Genomic DNA, 19,813 nt, shown 5'->3' with positions numbered 1-19,813 from the left:
GGGTAGCAGGAAGTTCAATGCTCAACTAAACTGGCCGCACAAGGAGGTACCGACATGCCTGCAGTGACCGTCGAGAACCCGCTGACCCTGCCCCGCGTGGCCGCCCCGGCCGACGCCGTGGCACGTCCCGTGCTCACTGTCACGACCGCGCCGAGCGGTTTCGAGGGCGAGGGCTTCCCGGTGCGCCGAGCGTTCGCCGGGATCAACTACCGCCACCTCGACCCGTTCATCATGATGGATCAGATGGGTGAGGTGGACTACGCGCCGGGAGAGCCCAAGGGCACCCCTTGGCACCCGCACCGCGGCTTCGAGACCGTCACCTACATCATCGACGGGATCTTCGACCACCAGGACTCGAACGGTGGTGGCGGCACCATCACCAACGGGGACACCCAGTGGATGACGGCAGGCGCGGGCCTGCTGCACATCGAGGCCCCGCCGGAGCACCTGGTGATGTCCGGCGGTCTCTTCCACGGCCTCCAGCTGTGGGTGAACCTCCCGGCCAAGGACAAGATGATGCCCCCGCGCTACCAGGACATCCGCGGTGGCAACGTCCAGCTGCTCACCACGCCCGACGGCGGCGCGCTGCTCCGCGTCATCGCCGGTGAGCTGGACGGCCACGCCGGTCCCGGCGTAACGCACACGCCGATCACGATGATCCACGCGACGCTGGCGCCGGGCGCGGAGATCACCCTGCCCTGGCGCGAGGACTTCAACGGGCTGGCGTACGTGCTGGCGGGCAAGGGCGCGGTCGGTGCCGAGCGCCGTCCGATCCAGCTGGGCCAGACGGCGGTCTTCGGCGCCGGCGGTTCGCTGACCGTCCGCGCGGACGAGCAGCAGGACTCGCACACGCCGGACCTGGAGGTCGTCCTCCTGGGCGGCCAGCCGATCCGTGAGCCCATGGCCCACTACGGCCCGTTCGTCATGAACACCCGCGAAGAACTCCAGCAGGCCTTCGAGGACTTCCAGAAGGGCCGGCTCGGGACCATCCCGGCCGTGCACGGCATGACCGGAGAGGGCCCTGGCGCCTGACCGAGCAGGCCCCGACGTCTGACGCTCCGTCACCCGGGCGGGCTGTCCGCGCAGGACAGCCCGGCCGGTGCGTGATCCGCTGGACGCGTGCAGTTGCTTCCCGACCCCGTGCGCCGGTTCGCGGCCTGGTGTGCCGTGGTGTTGCTGGTCGCCGGGGTGGTCTACGTCGGGATCAGGCTGGTCGTGGAGGTCCGTACGGCCGTCGTGCCGGTGCTGCTGGCGCTGCTGGGGACCGCGCTGCTCGGGCCGATGCACCGGCGGCTGGTGAAGGCGCGGGTCAACCGGTCCGTCGCCGCCGCGGTGACCTGCGTGGCGGTGGTGGCCGTCGTCGGCGGGGCCGTGTACATCGTGGTCGCCGCGCTCATCGACACCGGGGACCAGATCGTCGCCTCGCTGAGGCAGGCGGCCGAGTCGCTCGCCGAGCACTTCGGGGCGGCCGGGACCTCGCTGGACGACCTCGCGTCCAACGCGAGGGAACTGCTCACCAAGTTCGGCGGGACCGCCGCGTCCGGGGTGATCAGCGGGGTCAGTGTGGTGGGGGAGGCCATCGCTATGGCCGTACTGGCGCTGCTGCTCGTCTTCTTCTTCCTGCGGGACTCCGACAAGGCCGCCGGCACGCTGCGTGCCGTCGTGCGGGGCGAGGCCGGCGACACCGTAGAGGCCATGGCGCGGCGGGCCTTCGAGGCGGTCGAGGGGTTCATGCGCGGGACGACCTTCATCGCGCTGATCGACGCCGTGTGCATCACGGTCGGCCTGCTGGTCCTGGATGTGCCGGGGGCGGTCGGGCTGGGCGCGCTCGTCTTCGTCGGCGCCTACATCCCCTACCTCGGCGCCTTCCTCTCCGGTGCCGTCGCCGTGCTGGTCGCGATGGCCGACCGCGGGTTCGTGATCGCGTTGTGGGTGCTGGGGGTGGTCCTCGCCGTGCAGGTGCTGGAGGGGCATGTCCTCCAGCCGGTGATCCAGAGCCGGACCGTGCAGATGCATCCGGCGCTGGTGATGGTGACGATCACCGCGGGCGCATCCGTGGCCGGTGTCCTAGGGATGCTGCTGGCGGTGCCGTTGACCGCGGCGGCCTTCGGGGTCGTACAGGAACTGCGGACGCGGTACGGGAGTGCCGAGCCGTCGGATGCGTAGGGGCCGGCGTCACTGAGCCGCGCCCTGCTCCTCGTACAGCTCGAACCAGATGCTCTTGCCCTCGCCGCGCGGGTCGACGCCCCACGCGTTCGCCAGCAGTTCGATGAGCATCAACCCGCGTCCGGAGGAGGCCAGTTCGCCGGGGCGGCGTTTGTGGGGGAGGTCGTCGCTGGTGTCGGTGACCTCGACGTGGAGGCGGCGGATGCCGGCCTCGCCGGTGATCTCGGCGAGGAGGAGGGCGTCGGCGTCGGTGTGGACGAGGACGTTGGTGAGCATCTCGGACAGCAGCAGGACGGCCGAGTCGACCTGGTCGGGGGAGGCCCAGTCGTGGAGGAGTTCGCGGAGTTGCTGGCGGGCGGTGGCGACCCGCTCGGGCTCCGCCTGGGCCACCGAGAGCATCGTGCGCCGAACGGTGGGACGTCTGACGACCGCCGTGTCCTCGCAGCCGCAGCCCTCCCCCTGCCGGCACAGCAGCAGGAGCGCGATGTCGTCCTCGCGGCGGTCGGCCAGCGGGCCGGTGGTGTAGTGGGAGGAAGGGCCGTGCACCGCCTGGACCAGGGAGTCGGCGAGTTCCTCCAGGTCGCCCTTGTGCTCTTCCAGGATCGCGCGGAGCCGCAGCCAGCCGGTCTCCAGGTCGTGCCCGCCGGTCTCGATCAGGCCGTCCGTGCAGATCATCATGGTCTCGCCGGGTTCCAGGGTGAACCGGCTCGTCGGGTAGTCGGCGTCCGGGTCGATGCCGAGCGGCAGGCCGCCCTCCGTGGGCCGTGCCATGACCGTGCCGTCCGCCATCCGGATCGCCGGGTCGGGGTGCCCGGCGCGGGCGATGTCCAGGGTCCCGGTCACGGGGTCGGCCTCGGCGTACAGGCAGGTCGCGAAGCGCAGGTCGTCGCCGTCGGAGGTGATGCCGTGCAGAAAGCGGGAGGCGCGGGAGAGCACCGCGTCCGGGCGGTGGCCCTCGGAGGCGTACGCCCTGAGCGCTATCCGGAGCTGCCCCATCAGGCCGGCCGCCCGCACGTCATGGCCCTGGACGTCGCCGATGACGAACGCGAACCGGCCGGAGGGCAGCGGGATCATGTCGTACCAGTCGCCGCCCACCTGGAGGCCGCCGCCGGTCGGCACATAGCGGGCGGCGACGCTCATGCCGGGTATCTCGGGGCCGAGCGTGGGCAGCATCGAGCGCTGGAGGCCGTCCGTCAGCTCACGCTCCGACTCGGCGAGCCCGGCCCGGGAGAGGGCCTGCGCGAGCATGCGGGCCACCGTCGTCAGCACGGACCGCTCGTCCGGTGTGAACGCGACGGGGTAGGCGAAGGCCGCCATCCAGGCGCCCATCGTCCGTCCGGCCACGGTCAGCGGCAGGAACGCCCACGACTGACGGCCGAAGTTCTGGGCCAGCGGCCAGGTGACCGGGTAGCGGGTCTTGTACTCCTCGGGCGTGGACAGATAGACGGCTCGGCCGGTGCGGACCACCTCAGCCGCCGGGTAGTCGGTGCCCAGCGCCATGTGCGAGAAGGGGCTCTCGTCGCCCTGCTGGTGACCGTGGTGGCCGATGATCGTCAGCCGGTCCCCCTCCACGCCGAACACCGCGAGGCCGTCCGGTGAGAACCCCGGCATCGACAGCCCGGCCGCGACCCGCAGTACCTCCGCCGTCGACCGCGCCTCGGCCAGCGCCCGGCCCGCGTCCAGCAGGAACGCCTCCCGGGAGCGCCGCCAGTCCCCGGTCACCGCACGCCCCGCGGTGGTGCCCGGCGAGGGGTCGGTGACCTCCTGGAGGGAGCCGGTCACCTCGTACGAACGCTTCTCGCGGTCGAAGGACGCGTGGAAGCGGCTGCGGCCGACCCGGATGATCTGGCCCCGCTCGTCCATGATCCGCACCCGCACCTCGCCGAGCGTGCCCTCGGCGACGGCGAGCTGGATCACTCCGCTGATCTCGTTCCAGTCCACGGGGTGCAGGCGGGCGCGCACCTGGGCCTGGCTGAGGGTGCACTGCTCTGCGGGCAGCCCGAGCAGCCGTGCCGTCTCCGCGTCGACTGTGACCAGTCTTGTGGCGGTGTTCCAGTGCCACAGTCCCGTCGCGAGGGCGGCGAGAACCTCCCCCACGGCCGGCAGGGGCTCACCAGTGCGCATTGCCCCACTGTAGGGAGAGGTGTTCGGTGACTGCCACCGAAGCTGTTCATCGTTGAATGGGTGGGAGGCGATTAATGGGTGGGAGGCGATCTTGGGGTGCCCGGTAGGCTTGGTGGAGTTTCACGTGAAACAGCCCTGGATCCACTGGTGGGAGTTTCACGTGAAACAGCCCCCGATCCGCGAAGACTGGATGAACGACGATGCATCGGTACAGGTCCCACACCTGCGGCGAGCTCCGCGCCTCTGACGTCGGCACCGACGTCCGGCTGAGCGGCTGGCTGCACAATCGGCGCGACCTGGGCGGCATCCTCTTCATCGATCTGCGTGATCACTACGGCATCACCCAGCTGGTCGCCCGGCCGGGCACGCCCGCGTACGAGGCTCTGGACAAGCTCTCCAAGGAGTCCACCGTCCGTGTCGACGGCCAGGTCGTCTCCCGCGGCGCCGAGAACATCAACCCCGATCTGCCGACCGGCGAGATCGAGGTCGAGGTCTCCGAGGTCGAGCTGCTCGGCGCGGCCGCCCCGCTGCCGTTCACGATCAACACCGAGGACGGGGTCAACGAGGAGCGGCGCCTGGAGTACCGCTTCCTGGACCTGCGCCGCGAGCGCATGCACCGCAACATCCTGCTGCGTACGGCGGTCATCTCGGCGATCCGGCACAAGATGACGGCGCTGGGCTTCAACGAGATGGCGACGCCGATCCTGTCGGCGACCTCCCCCGAGGGCGCCCGAGACTTCGTCGTGCCTTCTCGCCTCCACCCGGGCAAGTTCTACGCCCTCCCCCAGGCGCCGCAGCAGTTCAAGCAGCTGCTGATGATCTCCGGCTTCGACCGCTACTTCCAGATCGCGCCCTGCTTCCGCGACGAGGACGCGCGCGCCGACCGCTCGCCGGGCGAGTTCTACCAGCTCGACGTCGAGATGTCCTTCGTCGAGCAGGAGGACGTCTTCCAGCCCGTCGAGAAGCTGATGACGGAGCTGTTCGAGGAGTTCGGCAACGGCCGCCATGTCACGTCGCCGTTCCCGCGGATCCCGTTCCGCGAGGCGATGCTGAAGTACGGCTCCGACAAGCCGGACCTGCGCGCCCAGCTGGAGCTCGTCGACATCACCGACATCTTCGAGGGCTCGGAGTTCAAGGCCTTCGCGGGCAAGCACGTACGGGCCCTGCCGGTGCCGGACGTCTCCGCGCAGCCCCGCAAGTTCTTCGACCAGCTCGGTGACTTCGCGGTCTCGCAGGGCGCGAAGGGCCTGGCGTGGGTGCGGGTCGCCGAGGACGGTTCGCTGTCCGGCCCGATCGCGAAGTTCCTGACGGAGGAGAACGTCGCGGAGCTGACGAAGCGCCTGTCGCTGTCGGCCGGCCACGCGGTCTTCTTCGGTGCGGGCGAGTTCGACGAGGTCTCGAAGATCATGGGCGCGGTGCGGGTGGAAGCCGCTCGTCGCGCCGGGCACTTCGAGGAGAACGTCTTCCGCTTCTGCTGGATCGTCGACTTCCCGATGTACGAGAAGGACGAGGAGACCGGCGCGATCGACTTCTCGCACAACCCGTTCTCCATGCCGCAGGGCGGCCTCGAGGCCCTGGAGACCCAGGACCCGCTGGACATCCTGGGGTGGCAGTACGACATCGTCTGCAACGGCGTCGAGCTGTCCTCCGGCGCGATCCGGAACCACGAGCCCGAGATCATGCTGAAGGCCTTCGAGATCGCGGGCTACGACCGCGAGACCGTCGAGGAGAAGTTCGCCGGCATGCTGCGCGCGTTCCGCTTCGGCGCCCCGCCGCACGGCGGCATCGCCCCCGGCGTCGACCGCATCGTCATGCTGCTGGCCGACGAGCCGAACATCCGCGAGACCATCGCCTTCCCGCTCAACGGCAATGCCCAGGACCTGATGATGGGCGCGCCGACGGAGCTGGAGGAGGCGCGGCTGAAGGAACTGCACCTGTCGGTGCGGAAGCCGCAGCCGAAGTAGGCGTCCAGCCCGGAGGGGCCCGGAACCGTCGACCGGTTCCGGGCCCCACTGCTGTCTGTCCCTCTCGTCACCCGATCAGTTCGCGCCGTTGTACTTCGGCTTGTGCAGGCGGTCGGGTGTCAGCGGGCTCATGTCGGTCACGTCGCGCGGGACGATCTCGAAGCCCTGCCAGTGCACCGGCATCGGCGTCTGGTCCTCGTCGCGGGCGATGTGGTGGAAGCCGACGTTCACCCAGACGACGGGGCGGGTGAGGGTCTGGCCGTTCACGAACTGGCCCACGTGGTCCTTGCAGCCCGTCTCGCCGTTGCTGTTGTTGTCGTTGGAGTAGGTCTCGCAGCGGTTGAACTGGGTGACGTACAGGTCGTGCCGGGTGTACGGGCGCGAGCTGTACTTGTCGGTGTGCTGCTGGACGATCTCCCACGAGCGCGGATGGTTGTCCCCGTTCCTGGCGGTGCTGACGACGCGCCACCAGCGGGCGTTGCTGTTGTCGCCCTTGAACTCCTTGGTGATCGGCGTGCGTTTGGTCTTCAGCCGCCCGTAGCCCGTAGTGGCCTCGGTGCCGTTGGGCTTGGTGTCGTAGCGCTCGACCCTGGACTTCCACGACCCGTCCGGCTTGAAATCGAGCTTCCACAGGACGTTGTGCTGGTGGCTGAGGGCCTTGGCGTTGCCGTTCTTGCCGACCGGCCAGCCGGTGCCGTCGGAGGCATCGAACTCGTCGCCGGCGAGGTTGCCGGTGGCGCCCTCCTTGGCGGTGATGGTGCCGTCGTCGGAGAAGTTCCACTGGGTGATGTAGTGGTACCAGCCGACCGCGTTGACGGTGTACACGACCAGGTCGCTGCCCTGCGCGGAGTCGATGTGGGGGTGGTCCTCCCCGACGTGCTCGCTGTTCCCGTGGTAGGCGAAACCGCGCGGCTGCGTCGTCACGCACAGCCCCTTGACGGTCCGGCGTCCGGGCCCGTCCGGGTCGTCGACCCGGACACTCTTGATCGTGCCGCTTGGGCAGTCCTTCGGTTTGACGGTGAGGATGTTGGCGCCGAAGTACTGCTCGGTCACGTCGTTGTACTCGAATTCGCCGTTGTCGTAAGGCACATGGATCTGCGCGAGGGCCGCTCTGCCGAGGACCTCGATCGGGCGGATGGCGTGCTTGGGCTGGTAGGTGATGTTCGTCAGGACGAGACCCGAGGTGGGGTCGTTGCGCCAGCACATGCGCCAGGTGGTGCCGTTCGGCAGCTTCTTGGTGATGGTGGACGAAGGGCTGCAGGCCGCCTGTGCCGTCGGCGCGGCTTCGGGCGCGGCGTCGGCGCTCGTCAGTGTGGTGGCGGGCAGTGCGAGCAGGGCGCAGGCTCCGGTGAGGGCCAGTCGCCGGGTGAGGGACCGCATGGGCGGGACTCCTTGTCTGATACGTACACGATCGACCGGTCTCAGGGGAGCCGGTGCACCGAGCGGTCGCTGAGGTCGATGACGAACTTCAGGGTGTCGATCCAGGGCCCGTTCCTGACGCTGGTGAAGAGCCGCACGCAGCGGTGCGTGCCGTCGCAGCCGGCGAGTTCGGTGGCGTCCGGCGGTGGGGTGTCGTACGTCATGCCCTGCACCCGGAGCTGACGGTCGCTCGTCAGCGGCCGGCCGGTGGCGCTTTCGTAGTCCTGCCGCACCCCCTGCCCGAGCGGGTCGGCGAGCAGTACCTTCAGCGCCTCGCGCGACTCCGGTCCGGCGGGCGGCGGCTGGGTGCCGGTGGTGGACTGGGCGCGCTCCACGCGGCCGGTGGTGAGGTTCACGGTCTTCTTGACCAGGCGGTTGTCGCGGTAGTCGTAGAAGAGGATGTCGGCCCGCCGCTCGGCGTCCGCCCCGTCCGGGTCGACCAGGGTGGTGGTGAGGAGCTGCGGCTTCCCGTCGAGGCCTCGTACGTCCTCGCTGGTGGCGCGGAGTTGCCGGTCCGCGCCGAGGGCCAGCTGCGCGGCGCGCTCGATCTCGGCGTCGGTCAGGGCGTCGTTGGCGGTTCCGGTGGTCTGCGGGGCGGCGGCGGGTGCGGGCTGTCCTGGTGTTTCCGGTGAGTCGTACGGCGACGGCGAGGCTGTGGCCTGGGCTGTGGTCGCCGGGCTCGGGGTGCCGTCGTCACCCGAGGCGTTCATGGGCAGGGCGACGGCTACGGCTACCGCCGTACCGGCCAGGGCTATGGCTGTGCCGGTGAGGAGGCGGTGGGCGGTGGGGCCGGGGTGTTTCTGGTGCTGCATGTCGGTGCTCCCCCGTGTCTCGTGTCTGCGGAACGGTTCTGGAAGGGCCGGCGAGGGGCGCGCCCCTCGCCGGGTCTGGTCACTTCACCCGGTGGCCGCGCCCTCGGCGCGTTCGACGAGGGCCTGCTCGGCGTACGTCAGCTCCCGGTATCCGGTACGGACATTGGTTCCTCCCCTTGCTCGGTGCCCCGGGTCGAGCGCTTCGTTCTGTGCCGTGGCTGGCCCAAGAGCGGCCCGCCGACTACGAGTTCAGCCCTGGTCCGGGTTGTTAAGCAGCCCTCATCCGCCACACTGAACAAAGCGAGTCGACCGTTGTGGCCACAGGCTTCGGGGGAGAGCAGCGATGGGACGTCGCGAGACACCGGTCGATCCGAACGCGGGGCCTGTGCAGCGGTTCGCGTACGAACTGCGGAAGCTCAGGCAGGAGGCGGGCGGGCTCACCTACCGGGAGATGGCCCGCCGGGCGCACTATTCGGTGCCCGCGCTGTCCCAGGCCGCCGCCGGGAAGCAACTGCCTTCGCTGGACGTCACCCTGGCGTACGTCGAGGCATGCGGCGGCGACCCGGAAGAGTGGGAGCGGCGCTGGACGGAGACGAGCGAGGAGACCGCGTCACGGGAACGGGCGGGGGACGAGGCCCGGTCGCCGTACCAGGGGCTGGCCCGGTTCGAGCCCGACGACCACGACCGGTTCTTCGGGCGGGACGAACTGATCGCGGCGTTACAGGCTTTGACGGCCGAGCAGCGCTTCACGGCGGTGTTCGGGCCGTCGGGGAGCGGCAAGTCGTCGTTGTTGCGGGCCGGGTTGATACCGGTGCTGCGGCAACAAGGCGGCTCTGTTGCCGGAATCCGCATCCTCACGCCGGGCGAGCGTCCGTTGCGTACGCATGCGGAGGCGTTACGGCCGACAGACGGCGCCGGAGACACGGTCATCGTCGTCGACCAGTTCGAGGAGGTCTTCACCCTCTGCCACGACCCGGACGAGCGCGCGCAGTTCGTCGAACGGCTGCTCGCCGCCCGTGAGCCGGACAGCCGACTGCGGGTCGTGATCGCCGTACGCGCCGACTTCTACGGCCGCCTCGCCGAACACCGCGCCCTGGCCGACGCGTTGTCCGGCTCCGGGCTGCTGGTCGGGCCGATGAGCGCGGCCGAGCTGCGTGCGGCGGTGATCGGACCCGCGCAGACGGCCGGGCTGATCGTCGAACGGGAACTGACCGCCCGGGTGGTGGGTGAGGTGGAGGGCGAGCCGGGCGGGCTGCCGCTCATGTCGCACGTGCTGCACGAGACCTGGCGCCGGCGGCGGGGGCGGGCGCTGACGGTGGCGGCGTACGAGGCGGCGGGCGGGCTGCACGGGGCGATCGCACAGACAGCGGAGGACGTGTACGCCGGGCTGTCCACGCCACAGGCGGAACTGGCCCGGCTGATCCTGCTCCGGCTGATCACGCCGGGCGAGGGCTCGCAGGACACGCGGCGGCCGGTCGCCCGTACGGAACTCGACTTCGCCGACGGCCCCGACGACGTCGCCCTCGTCCTGGACCGGCTGGCCCACGCCCGCCTGATCACCCTCGACGAGGACACCGTCGACCTCGCCCACGAGGCGCTGCTCACCGCCTGGCCCCGGCTGCGCGGCTGGATCGAGGAGGACCGGGAGCGGCTGCGGGCCCACCGGCGGCTGACGGAGGCGGCCCAGGCATGGGACGACCTGGGGCGCGACCCCGGGGCCGTGTACCGGGGTGCCCGCCTCGACACGGCTGACGAACTGTTCACCGCCCCCGGGAGCCTCACCTCGCTGGAAGGTTCCTTCCTGGCCGCGAGCCGGGAGGCCCGAACCGGTGCGCGGCGCCGCCGCCGCGGACTGATCGGCGCCCTCAGCCTCCTGGTCGTCCTGTCCCTCGTCGCCGGGGTCGTCGCCTGGCAGCAGGGGCGCACGAGCGACCGACGGCATGCGGAGGCGGAGGCGCGGCGGATCGCGGCGGTGGCGGAGAGCATGCGGCTGTCCGATCCGGTGACGTCGATGCGGCTGGGGGTGGCGGCGTGGCGGCTGGCGGAGACCACGGAGACTCGGGGGGCGTTGGTGGGGGCGGTGGCACAGCGGGAGGAGGACACGTTCGCGATACCTGGGGCGGATGTAGGAGACGCGGAGTCGGGCACAGGCGACGGGCGCCATCTCGTCGACAACGGTCGGACCCTGATGTCCGTCGCTCCGGAGAGGATCACGACGTGGGACGTGCGCACCCATCGTCGTACCGGCTCGTACCCGGGGTACGGCGACGAGGCACTGGCCACGGTCGAGGCCGTCGCACCGGACGGCCGTCAGCTCGCGCTGTGGGAGGGCGACGGGATCCGGATATGGGACGTCCGGGCCGGGCGGGCCACCGCCGAGTTGCCGACGGACTGGGCGATGAGCGTGGTGTTCGGGCCCGGCGGGGACACCCTGTTGGTGGCCACAGAGCCTTCGGACCCGGAGAAGGGTGGCCCGACTTCCGTCCAGGCCTGGGACCTGCGCACCCGGCGGATGTTGGTGCGGGTCACGGTGCGGGAGGCGGAGACGGTGCAGCAGATGGCGGTCAGTCCGGACGGCCGCTGGCTGGCGCTGTGCTCCGACAAGCGCCCGCTGGAGATCTGGGACACCGCTGGCGGGGGGACGGCCCCCGTACCGTGGCCGGCAGGACTGAAACGGTACTCGTGTGCCGGTGAGGCCAGCTGGCTCGACTTCGCCCCGGACAACCGCACCATGGCGCTCCTCACCGAGACCGGGATCCGCATGGTGGACTTCCGCTCCGGGCGTGAGCTCACCGGGATCGAGGAGGAGGGCCTGAGCACGCTCCGGTTCAGCGAGGACGGCCGGTTCCTCGCCGCGAGCGGCGAGCGGGGGCTTGCGGTGTGGCGCCCATCGGAGCCGCACGACCCCGTCCCCGTCCTCCGGTACTCGTTGCCCACGGAGGCCAGCGATTTCGCGCTCGACCTCGACGCGCACGCCGTGCGCTATGTCAACGGAGCCGTGACGGTCGTACGGTCGCTGCGCCTGGACGGGACGGCGCGGCGCTGGGAGCAACAACCGGCCTACCATGCCCAACTGGCCCAGGACGGCGCGACGCTGGCCGTTCTGCGGCAGAGCGGTGCCGGGAAAGGCGTCCAACTGCTGGACACGCGCGACGGCAATGTTCTCCTCGGACCGGAGGGAACGCCGTGTGATGCCGAGGGGCCGGACGAGTTCGACGGGAGCGAGCTGGAGTCGACCTGCGTCGATCTCATGGCATTCAGCGGCGACGGCAGGTACTTCGCCTACGGCAGGAGCTGGTCCGACGCCGTCACCGATGTGACGAAGCGGCCCCGGATCACCGTCTGGGACATCAGAGCCCGGCGGGAACACGCCGTCATCGAGCCGCCGGGCGGCCGTGGTCTGTGGGGGGTGCAGAGCGTGGCGCTCACTCACGACGGCACTTCTCTGCTGTCGTTCAGGTCCTGGAATGACAAAGCGGTCGACGTGTGGGACGTGCGCCGCCGCGAGCGCGTCCGGACGGTGGACAGGGCCGCCGCCAACGGTCTGGCGATGACGGCGGCGGTGGACAGTTTCTACCCGTATGTGATGAGCCTGGCGGTGCGCCGGAACGGAGACACCGTGGTGACCCCCGACGGAGTGATCGCCGACCTCTCCACCGGGCTGGTCAGCGACCGCAATCTCGGCGATGACCTGACCGAAGAGCTGGCTTTCAGCCCCGACGGGGCCTATCTCGCGGCGGCCGACCGCACCGGCAGAGTCCAGCTCTGGGACGGAGCCGTGCGCAGGCGCCTCAGCCTGCTCCCTGGCACGGACGACTACGCGTACTCCGACCCCTACGCCTTCGGCGGCTACACCGGCAGCATGACCAAGCTCGCCTTCTCCGCCGACAGCCGTACCCTCGCGGTGGGCGACCCCTTCGGCAGGGTCCAGCTCTGGGACGTACCGTCCAGCCGCCCCCTCGGCTCCGCGCTGTCGACCTCGGGCGGACCGGTCCTGTCCCTCGCCTTCGGCGCCGAAGGGCGCACGCTGTACGTCGCCGGCCGCCACGTCCCGCTCCAGAAGTACGACCTCACCCCGTCCCACCTGGCCGACCAGGCCTGCCAGCGCGCCGGCGGCGGTCTGTCGGCGGCGGACTGGAAGACGTATCTGCCGGATCTGCCGTACCGCGCGACCTGCTGAACGGCGCCCCGCTGGGTGACGTCGGAGTCGCTCAGCGACCCCAGGCCGCGACCACGTCGCGCGCCCCCCACGCCAGCCCGACGCCACTCTCGTTCACTGCTCCCGTGGTACCTGAGAGGGACACGACGGCGAGACCCGTGGCCCCCGGAGTGAAACCGGGGACCTGGGCGGCACCCTGCATGAGGGCGGTCAGGTCATGCTGGTCGAAGGGGGAGGCGAGCCACTTCACGGAGCCCGCGAAGAACAGCGCCCCCGCTACGGGGGAGCGGTCGGCGCCGATCAGATAGATCTCCGGCGAGAACCGCCGGTTCCACCAGCCGCCGACGACTTCGGTGTCCGGCCACGGGAAGTCCACTGTCGTCGCGGCCAGTTCCATCGCCTCCCGAATCAGTGGTTCGACGGCCCGTCCCCGCCAGGCGGCCCACCGTCGCTCGACCACTCGGTACGCGGCCTCGGGCCGGCCGCGCCGGGACAGCTCCTGCGCGGACCGCGTCGCGGCGAGGTGGAGCCGCAGATTACTGTCGGCCACGCGGTATAGGGCTGGTTTGCCGGGTTGGGTGGACAGCGGTGAGTCCGAGGCAAGGATTCGCTTCTCATTGGTGAGACGCCGGAGCAGCGGGGACAGTATCCCCGAGGGCAGGGCACCGCTCTGACTGCCGGCCGTCGCGGCGATGTTGGCGTGCGTACGGTCTCCGCTGCCCACCGCCTCCAGGACGCGGCGCGCCTGGTCCGGCGCGGGGAACTCAGCCATGAGGGCGGCTTCCGGGACACCGAAGAGCGGCGAGGCCGGGTCGGCGCACTCCGCCTTGATGAAGTCCAGCGCCGGGGTGCCGTGCGGCCAGGCCCGCAGGATGCCCGGCAGCCCGCCCGACACGAGGTGTGCGTCGATGGCGTCGGCAGCGTCCAGGCCGAGGGCATCGCCCACCTCGGCCGGATTGAGTGGTCCGAGCACGAGGGGGTCGGCCCGACCGTAGAAGGGGCGGTCGTACGCGGTGAACCGCTCCATCATGTGCAGATCGCTGCCGAGCAGCAGCAGAAGCACGGGCCGACCGGACAGCAGTCGGTCCCACGCGGTCTGGAGAGCCCCGTCGAACACGGGGTCCTGTTCGGCGAGCCAGGGCAGTTCGTCGAGTACGACGATGCTGGGCGAGGCGGGCAGCACGGCGGCGAGGCTCCGGAGGGCGTCGGGCCAGTTCGTGGGGGCGGTCTTCGGCACGAGCTCCGGGTCGGCCGGCAGCGAGGACTCACGCAGCTCCGCCATGAAGTCGGCGATTCCCTCCACGGGTGACGCGCCCTTGGTGGCGCTGAGGAAGACGTACGGCCGACCGGCCCGGTCGCAGAACTCCTGCACCAGCCGCGACTTCCCGACCTGCCGCCGCCCCCTTATGGCGACCGCGACCCCGGCGCCCTCGGCGGTGACCCGGTCGAGACGCTTGTGGAGGAGGGCCAGCTCGGATTGGCGGCCTACAAATGGGGTGGGCATGGGATCTCCCAGGGCCAGGGCGAGCATTCAGGTAGATTCATTCTACGTAGATTTGATCTACCCAGATTCCGCTCCCGTGAACCGTAGTGGCGACCTGGTCCGACGCGGATTCCTCGCACGAGTGTGAAGGGCGTCCGGGACGGTGAAGTCCCGGACAACCTGCGGTGTTTGAGTTCGATTAGTTCCCTTTACTTCGCGACGAAGTGAGTGAGGATCGCCTGGACTTCGTAGATGTCGACGCCCTTGGTGAAGGTCTTCTCGATCGGGGTCGGTGTGCCGGAGATCCAGATCTTCAGCTCGGCGTCGAGATCGAAAGTGCCGGCGGTCTCCACGGCGAAGTGGGTGATACTGCGGTACGGGACGGAGTGGTACTCCACCTTCTTGCCGGTGATGCCCTGCTTGTCGACGAGGATCAGACGCCGGTCCGTAAGCAGGATCGTGTCGCGGATCAGCATGTACGCGGCGTGCACCTGCTCGTTCTGGCCCAGCAGTCGAGCGTAGTCGTGCTGTGCCTTGCCCGGGTCAATGGTGTGCGCGTTGCCGAACAGTGCCATGGATGGGACCCCCACTCGATTGGCTTTGTTGCCCGGTGGGTGGACGCACAGGGAGGAGCGGGGGGTTGCGCCGACGGAGGTCGGTACCGCGTCGTGTGACCTAGGCCTCGGCTGCGAACAGTTCCTCGGCCGTGGTCGCCGTCAGGGAGCGGTCGAACCAGAGGGTGAGGGTGTCGAGGTCTCCTGCCAGAGGGTCAATCGGCTCGGGTTGTCAGCGGTGACTGCCATCAGCACCTTTCTCCACATCTCCCTGGCCTGAGGGTTCTCCAGGCTGATTTCCAGTGCGCTCACGTGTCGTACAGGCCGTCCCAGGGTGGGCCGAAGCCCAGGTGGTCCGGGTAGAGCTCGGCCCAGGGTTCGCCCTCGTCCTCTCCCGTGAGTAGGCCGAACAGGACGCCTTCGACGGTGAGTTGGAAGGGGCGGATCGCGATGTCCGTGTAGGTGCGGCGGGGCAGGGCCCTGAGCAGGGTCGCCAGGTGGGCCCGGGCCCGGGGCAGGACTGCCGGGGTGCGTTGCTGCTCGGCCCAGGTGCCCGCGCACAGGATCTGCGAGTCGCGGTAGATGCCCTTGGCGTCGAACGTGTGCAGTGCCGCGTAGAGCCGCTTGTGCTCTTCCCAGCCCGCGTCAAGGCGGAAGCCCTTGGGGAAGGCCCAGGTGACCGACCCCAGGAACTGTCCGTCCGCGTAGCGACCGATGGCCTCCGTACGGCCGTGTGGCTCGTAGGCGATCGGGATGACCTCAGGTACTGCCATGGCGCAGACCATACGGTCGTGATGTGTGCGCCGTGCGGGCAGGGCACACACTGGATCGGCCGCTCGGGCAACTTTCTCGTTTCGTCCGCGAGTTGATCACCCCTTTCTCACCCTTACTCGCCGCCGAAGCGCTCCTTGTACGTCTCCAGGTCGTCGTCCGTGAGCTTGGCGAAGAGGACCGGGGGGACGGTGAAGGGGGTGCCGGCGGGGACCGAGTTCAGTGCCTTCGCCTCGTCGGTGCTCACCCAGGTCGCCGTGTCGTCCGTCAGGGAGAACGCCTGGCGCATGGCGGCCGAGGTCGTCGGGATGAAGGGCTCCGAGACCACCGCGTAGAGGTGGATCAGGTTCATCGCCGTGCGGAGGGTGAGCGCCGCGCCCTCCTTGTCGGTCTTGATCTCCAGCCAGGGGGCCTTTTCCTCGAGGTACGAGTTGCCGGCCGACCACAGGGCGCGGAGGGCGGCCGCCGCCTTGCGGAACTGGATGGCCTCCATCTGCTCCTCGTACTCGGTGAGCAGGCGGGCGATCTCCGCGCCGAGCCTCGCCTCCGCCTCGCCGGGCTCCGTGCCCGCCGGGACCTCGTCGCCGAAGCGCTTCTTCGAGAAGGAGAGAACGCGGTTGACGAAGTTGCCGAGGGTGTCCGCCAGGTCCTTGTTCACCGTGGCCGTGAAGTGCTCCCAGGTGAAGGACGAGTCGTCCGACTCCGGGGCGTTGGCCATCATGAAGTAGCGCCAGTAGTCGGCGGGGAGGATCTCCAGGGCGTCGTGGGTGAAGACGCCGCGCCGCTGCGACGTGGAGAACTTGCCGCCGTAGTAGTTCAGCCAGTTGAAGGCCTTGATCACGTCGACCTTCTTCCACGGCGCGCGGGTGCCCAGCAGGGTCGCCGGGAACATCACGCTGTGGAAGGGGACGTTGTCCTTGCCCATGAACTGCGTGTACCGGACGTCCGCGTCCGACTTCCACCACCAGGAGCGCCAGTCGCGGTTGCCGGTCGGGTCCTGGTCCGCCCACTCCTTCGTCGCGCCGATGTACTCGATCGGGGCGTCGAACCACACGTAGAAGACCTTGCCGTCAGCGGCCAGGTCGGGCCAGGTGTCCGCCGGGACCGGGACGCCCCAGTCGAGGTCGCGGGTGATCGCGCGGTCGTGCAGGCCCTCCGTGAGCCACTTGCGGGCGATGGAGGACGCCAGGATCGGCCAGTTGTCGGCGCGCTCGTCGACCCATGCCTCGACCTCGCCGGCCAGGGCCGACTGGAGGAGGAACAGGTGCTTGGTCTCGCGGATCTCCAGGTCGCTGCTGCCGCTGATCGCGGAGCGCGGGTCGATCAGGTCGGTCGGGTCCAGGACGCGCGTGCAGTTCTCGCACTGGTCGCCGCGGGCCTTGTCGTAGCCGCAGTGCGGGCAGGTGCCGATGATGTAGCGGTCCGGGAGGAAACGGCCGTCGGTGTTCGAGTACACCTGGCGGATGGCCCGCTCCTCGATAAAGCCGTTCGCCTTCAGCTCGCGCGCGATCTCCTGGGTGATCTCGCGGTTCTGCGGGGAGGAGCTGCGGCCGAAGTAGTCGAAGGCCAGCTGGAAGCCGTCGTAGATCGCCTTCTGCTGGTCGTGCGCCTGCGCGCAGAACTCGTCGACCGGGATGCCCTGCTCCTTGGCCGCCAGTTCGGCCGGGGTGCCGTGTTCGTCGGTCGCGCAGATGTAGAGGACGTCGTGGCCGCGCTGGCGCAGGTACCGGGAGTAGACGTCCGCCGGGAGCATGGACCCCACCATGTTGCCCAGGTGCTTGATCCCGTTGATGTACGGAAGGGCGCTGGTGATGAGGTGTCGAGCCATTGCGGGCTGCTCCAGACTTGCTGCGTGGGGTGAGGGGTCGTCCTACGAACCTTGAAATCGTAGTCGACCGGGACGATCGCGATGCCTTGAATATATACTGTCCTTGCGTATCGTATAGAACGCTTGAACGGGAGGGGTGCGTCATGTCGAAGTTGCTCATCGAGGTCGACGACGAAGCTCTGGCGGAAGCCCAGGAGCTGCTGGGCACGAAGACCAAGAAGGACACCGTCAACACCGCGCTGCTGGAAGTCGCCAAGCGGCGCAGCCGGGCCATAGCGCTGGCCAAGCTCCGTGAGAGGGGGGCGCGTGGTGACTTCGACATCCTTCTGGACAAGAGGAACTACCGCCGGTGAGTGATCTCTCGTATCTGATCGACACCTCGGCCGCCGTGCGTCTGCTCAGCAGCGATGCGTACGACGCAGACTGGGGGCAAGTGCTCGACAACGGGCTGGTCGCGCTGTGCGATCTGACCGAGTTGGAGATCCTCTTCTCCGCTCGCGGGCGAGCGGATCGCGAAGGCATTCAGGAGGAGCTGCGGCAGCTGTTCAGCTGGACTCTGATGCCCGACGGCATTTATCAGCGCGCTCGCGAGGTTCAGCAACTGCTCACCGACAACGTTGAGCACCGCTCGGCCGGACCGGTCGACCTGCTCATCGCTGCCACAGCCGAGTTGTCGGGCCTGACCCTGCTCCACCACGACCGGGACTTCGAGACCGTCGCCCACCGTACGGGCCAGCCGACCGTCTGGCTGGCCGAGCCCGAGCCCGAGTCCTGAGAAGCCCGTCATGTGTTCGTAGTACGTACGCAGTACGTACTACGCGCTCGGCTTCTCCTCCAGGCGTGGGAAGAGCACCGCGCCCTTGGTGATCGTCGCGCCCGCCGGGAGTCGGCCCCAGGCGGCGGCGTCGGTGAGTGTCTGGTCGGGGAGCGGGCCGAGGACGGCGTCCGCGCCGAGGGAGTCCCAGAGCTTCTGGGAGGTGTCGGGCATGACCGGGTTGAGCAGGACCGCCACCGCGCGGAGCGACTCCGCGGCCGTGTAGAGGATCGTTGCCAGGCGGGCCTTGCCCTCCGGGGAGTCGTCCTTCGCGACCTTCCACGGCTCCTGTTCCGTGATGTAACCGTTGACCTGCTTCACGAAGTCGAAGATCGCCAGGATGCCGCCCTGGAAGTCCAGGTCGTCGCCGATACGGCGGTCCGCTTCGGCCGCCGCCTTGGCCAGTCCGTCCTGGATGGCCTTCTCGGCCTCGCCCACGGCCGTTGCCTCCGGCAGCGCGCCGCCGAAGTACTTGCCGACCATCGCGGCCACGCGCGACGCGAGGTTGCCGTAGTCGTTCGCCAGCTCGCTCGTGTAGCGGGCGGAGAAGTCCTCCCAGGAGAACGAGCCGTCCTGGCCGAACGCGATCGCGCGCAGGAAGTACCAGCGGTACGCGTCCACGCCGAAGTGGGACGTCAGGTCCTGTGGCTTGATGCCCGTCAGGTTCGACTTCGACATCTTCTCGCCGCCGACCATCAGCCAGCCGTTGGCCACGATCCTGCCGGGCAGCGGCAGACCCTGCGCCATCAGCATCGCGGGCCAGATGATCGCGTGGAAGCGGAGGATGTCCTTGCCGACCAGGTGTACGTCGGCGGGGAAGGTGTTCTCGAACTTCTCCGGGTTCTCGTTGTAGCCGACCGCCGTCGCGTAGTTCAGCAGCGCGTCGATCCACACGTAGATCACGTGCTTGTCGTCCCACGGGACCGGGACGCCCCAGTCGAAGGTGGAACGGGAGATGGAGAGGTCCTGGAGGCCCTGGCGGACGAAGTTCACGACCTCGTTGCGGGCCGACTCGGGCTGGATGAAGCCGGGGTTCGCCTCGTAGTGGGCGAGCAGCTTCTCGCCGTACTCGCTGAGCTTGAAGAAGTAGTTCTCCTCCTTGAGGATCTCCACCGGCTTCTTGTGGATGGCACACAGTTTCGTCGTCGTGCCGTCTTCGGCCTCGGTCTCGATGAGGTCGCCGGGGAGTTTGTACTCCTCGCAGCCCACGCAGTACGGGCCCTCGTAGCCGCCCTTGTAGATCTCGCCCTTGTCGTGGAGATCCTGGACGAACTCCTGGACGCGGTCCGTGTGACGCTTCTCCGTCGTACGGATGAAGTCGTCGTTCGCGATCTCCAGGTGCTCCCAGAGGGGCTGCCAAGCTTCGGTGACGAGCTTGTCGGCCCACTCCTGCGGGCTGACGCCGTTCGCCTCCGCGGTGCGCATGATCTTCTGACCGTGCTCGTCCGTGCCGGTGAGGTACCACACCTTCTCACCGCGCTGACGGTGCCAGCGCGAGAGCACGTCGCCTGCGACGGTCGTATAGGCGTGGCCCAGGTGAGGAGCGTCGTTGACGTAATAAATGGGGGTGGAGACGTAGTACGCCTTCCCGCCCTGCTTCTCGGATCCAGTGGCCGCCATGGTCGAAATCGTACTGGCCCGGGGGAGATCGACTCACATCGATTGCGGGTGGGGGATTACGGCGACAGGGCCCGGGGTAATGCCGGGCCCTGTCGGTCG

14 protein-coding genes are annotated in these 19,813 nt (G+C 69.3%); 6 read left to right on the top strand and 8 right to left on the bottom strand.

Annotated features, from left to right (window positions below):
* Positions 1 to 54 precede the first annotated feature (54 nt).
* Together KCH48_RS12765 and KCH48_RS12760 are read left to right on the top strand one after the other, a co-directional pair.
* Positions 55 to 1,032 (top strand): pirin family protein, encoded by a 978-nt coding sequence (locus KCH48_RS12765; RefSeq protein ID WP_210573258.1) that lies wholly within the window; start codon positions 55 to 57, stop codon positions 1,030 to 1,032.
* Between the two features lie 87 nt (positions 1,033 to 1,119).
* A complete protein-coding gene (locus KCH48_RS12760) occupies positions 1,120 to 2,166 on the top strand; it encodes an AI-2E family transporter (protein WP_210573256.1) in 1,047 nt (348 codons plus the stop codon).
* Between the two features lie 9 nt (positions 2,167 to 2,175).
* Here KCH48_RS12760 and KCH48_RS12755 read toward each other — a convergent pair whose 3' ends face one another.
* Positions 2,176 to 4,290 (bottom strand): SpoIIE family protein phosphatase, encoded by a 2,115-nt coding sequence (locus KCH48_RS12755; protein WP_210573254.1) that lies wholly within the window; start codon positions 4,288 to 4,290, stop codon positions 2,176 to 2,178.
* Positions 4,291 to 4,490: 200 nt separating this feature from the next.
* Between KCH48_RS12755 and aspS the strand changes: the two genes are divergently transcribed.
* Positions 4,491 to 6,254: an aspartate--tRNA ligase gene (gene aspS / locus KCH48_RS12750; protein WP_210573252.1), complete on the top strand. Its 1,764-nt coding sequence runs from the start codon at positions 4,491 to 4,493 to the stop codon at positions 6,252 to 6,254.
* A 75-nt stretch (positions 6,255 to 6,329) separates the two neighbouring features.
* Here the strand turns inward: aspS and KCH48_RS12745 are convergent, their stop codons facing one another.
* Together KCH48_RS12745 and KCH48_RS12740 are read right to left on the bottom strand one after the other, a co-directional pair.
* A complete protein-coding gene (locus KCH48_RS12745) occupies positions 6,330 to 7,634 on the bottom strand; it encodes a copper amine oxidase (protein WP_210573249.1) in 1,305 nt (434 codons plus the stop codon).
* A 41-nt stretch (positions 7,635 to 7,675) separates the two neighbouring features.
* Positions 7,676 to 8,485 (bottom strand): hypothetical protein, encoded by an 810-nt coding sequence (locus KCH48_RS12740; protein WP_210573247.1) that lies wholly within the window; start codon positions 8,483 to 8,485, stop codon positions 7,676 to 7,678.
* A gap of 343 nt (positions 8,486 to 8,828) precedes the next feature.
* On the opposite strand from KCH48_RS12740, the gene KCH48_RS12735 reads away from it, so the two are divergent.
* Entirely contained in the window at positions 8,829 to 12,665 is a 3,837-nt protein-coding gene (locus KCH48_RS12735) for a helix-turn-helix domain-containing protein (protein WP_210573245.1), read from the top strand.
* Between the two features lie 31 nt (positions 12,666 to 12,696).
* Here KCH48_RS12735 and KCH48_RS12730 read toward each other — a convergent pair whose 3' ends face one another.
* The 4 genes from KCH48_RS12730 to metG (KCH48_RS12715) form a co-directional block, all read right to left on the bottom strand.
* Positions 12,697 to 14,148 carry an ATP-binding protein gene (locus KCH48_RS12730; RefSeq protein ID WP_210573243.1) on the bottom strand — a complete coding sequence of 484 codons (1,452 nt, stop codon included), beginning with the start codon at positions 14,146 to 14,148 and terminating at the stop codon, positions 12,697 to 12,699.
* Between the two features lie 188 nt (positions 14,149 to 14,336).
* Positions 14,337 to 14,702, bottom strand: a complete 366-nt coding sequence (locus tag KCH48_RS12725; protein ID WP_210573241.1) for a PH domain-containing protein — start codon at positions 14,700 to 14,702, stop codon at positions 14,337 to 14,339.
* A gap of 287 nt (positions 14,703 to 14,989) precedes the next feature.
* On the bottom strand, positions 14,990 to 15,454 hold the full coding sequence (locus KCH48_RS12720; RefSeq protein WP_210573239.1) for a hypothetical protein: 465 nt from the start codon (positions 15,452 to 15,454) through the stop codon (positions 14,990 to 14,992).
* 113 nt (positions 15,455 to 15,567) lie between these two features.
* Entirely contained in the window at positions 15,568 to 17,280 is a 1,713-nt protein-coding gene (gene metG / locus KCH48_RS12715) for a methionine--tRNA ligase (RefSeq protein ID WP_210573237.1), read from the bottom strand.
* A gap of 143 nt (positions 17,281 to 17,423) precedes the next feature.
* On the opposite strand from metG (KCH48_RS12715), the gene KCH48_RS12710 reads away from it, so the two are divergent.
* Entirely contained in the window at positions 17,424 to 17,633 is a 210-nt protein-coding gene (locus KCH48_RS12710) for a type II toxin-antitoxin system VapB family antitoxin (protein WP_210573236.1), read from the top strand.
* Positions 17,630 to 18,055, top strand: coding sequence for a PIN domain nuclease (locus tag KCH48_RS12705; protein ID WP_210573225.1), 426 nt, complete (start codon positions 17,630 to 17,632; stop codon positions 18,053 to 18,055). Before KCH48_RS12710 ends, KCH48_RS12705 begins: the two co-directional genes overlap by 4 nt.
* Positions 18,056 to 18,094: 39 nt before the next feature.
* On the opposite strand, the gene metG (KCH48_RS12700) is transcribed toward KCH48_RS12705, so the two are convergent.
* The gene (gene metG / locus KCH48_RS12700) at positions 18,095 to 19,714 is read right to left on the bottom strand and encodes a methionine--tRNA ligase (RefSeq protein WP_210573223.1); all 1,620 of its coding nucleotides are present in this window, start codon (positions 19,712 to 19,714) and stop codon (positions 18,095 to 18,097) included.
* Positions 19,715 to 19,813 lie beyond the last annotated feature (99 nt).

The sequence above is a fragment of the Streptomyces sp. GESEQ-4 genome (genome assembly GCF_017948455.1).
Classification (GTDB): domain Bacteria; phylum Actinomycetota; class Actinomycetes; order Streptomycetales; family Streptomycetaceae; genus Streptomyces.
The sequence above is the reverse complement of the archived record's forward strand: the minus strand, read 5'-3'. Positions and strand labels throughout refer to the sequence as shown.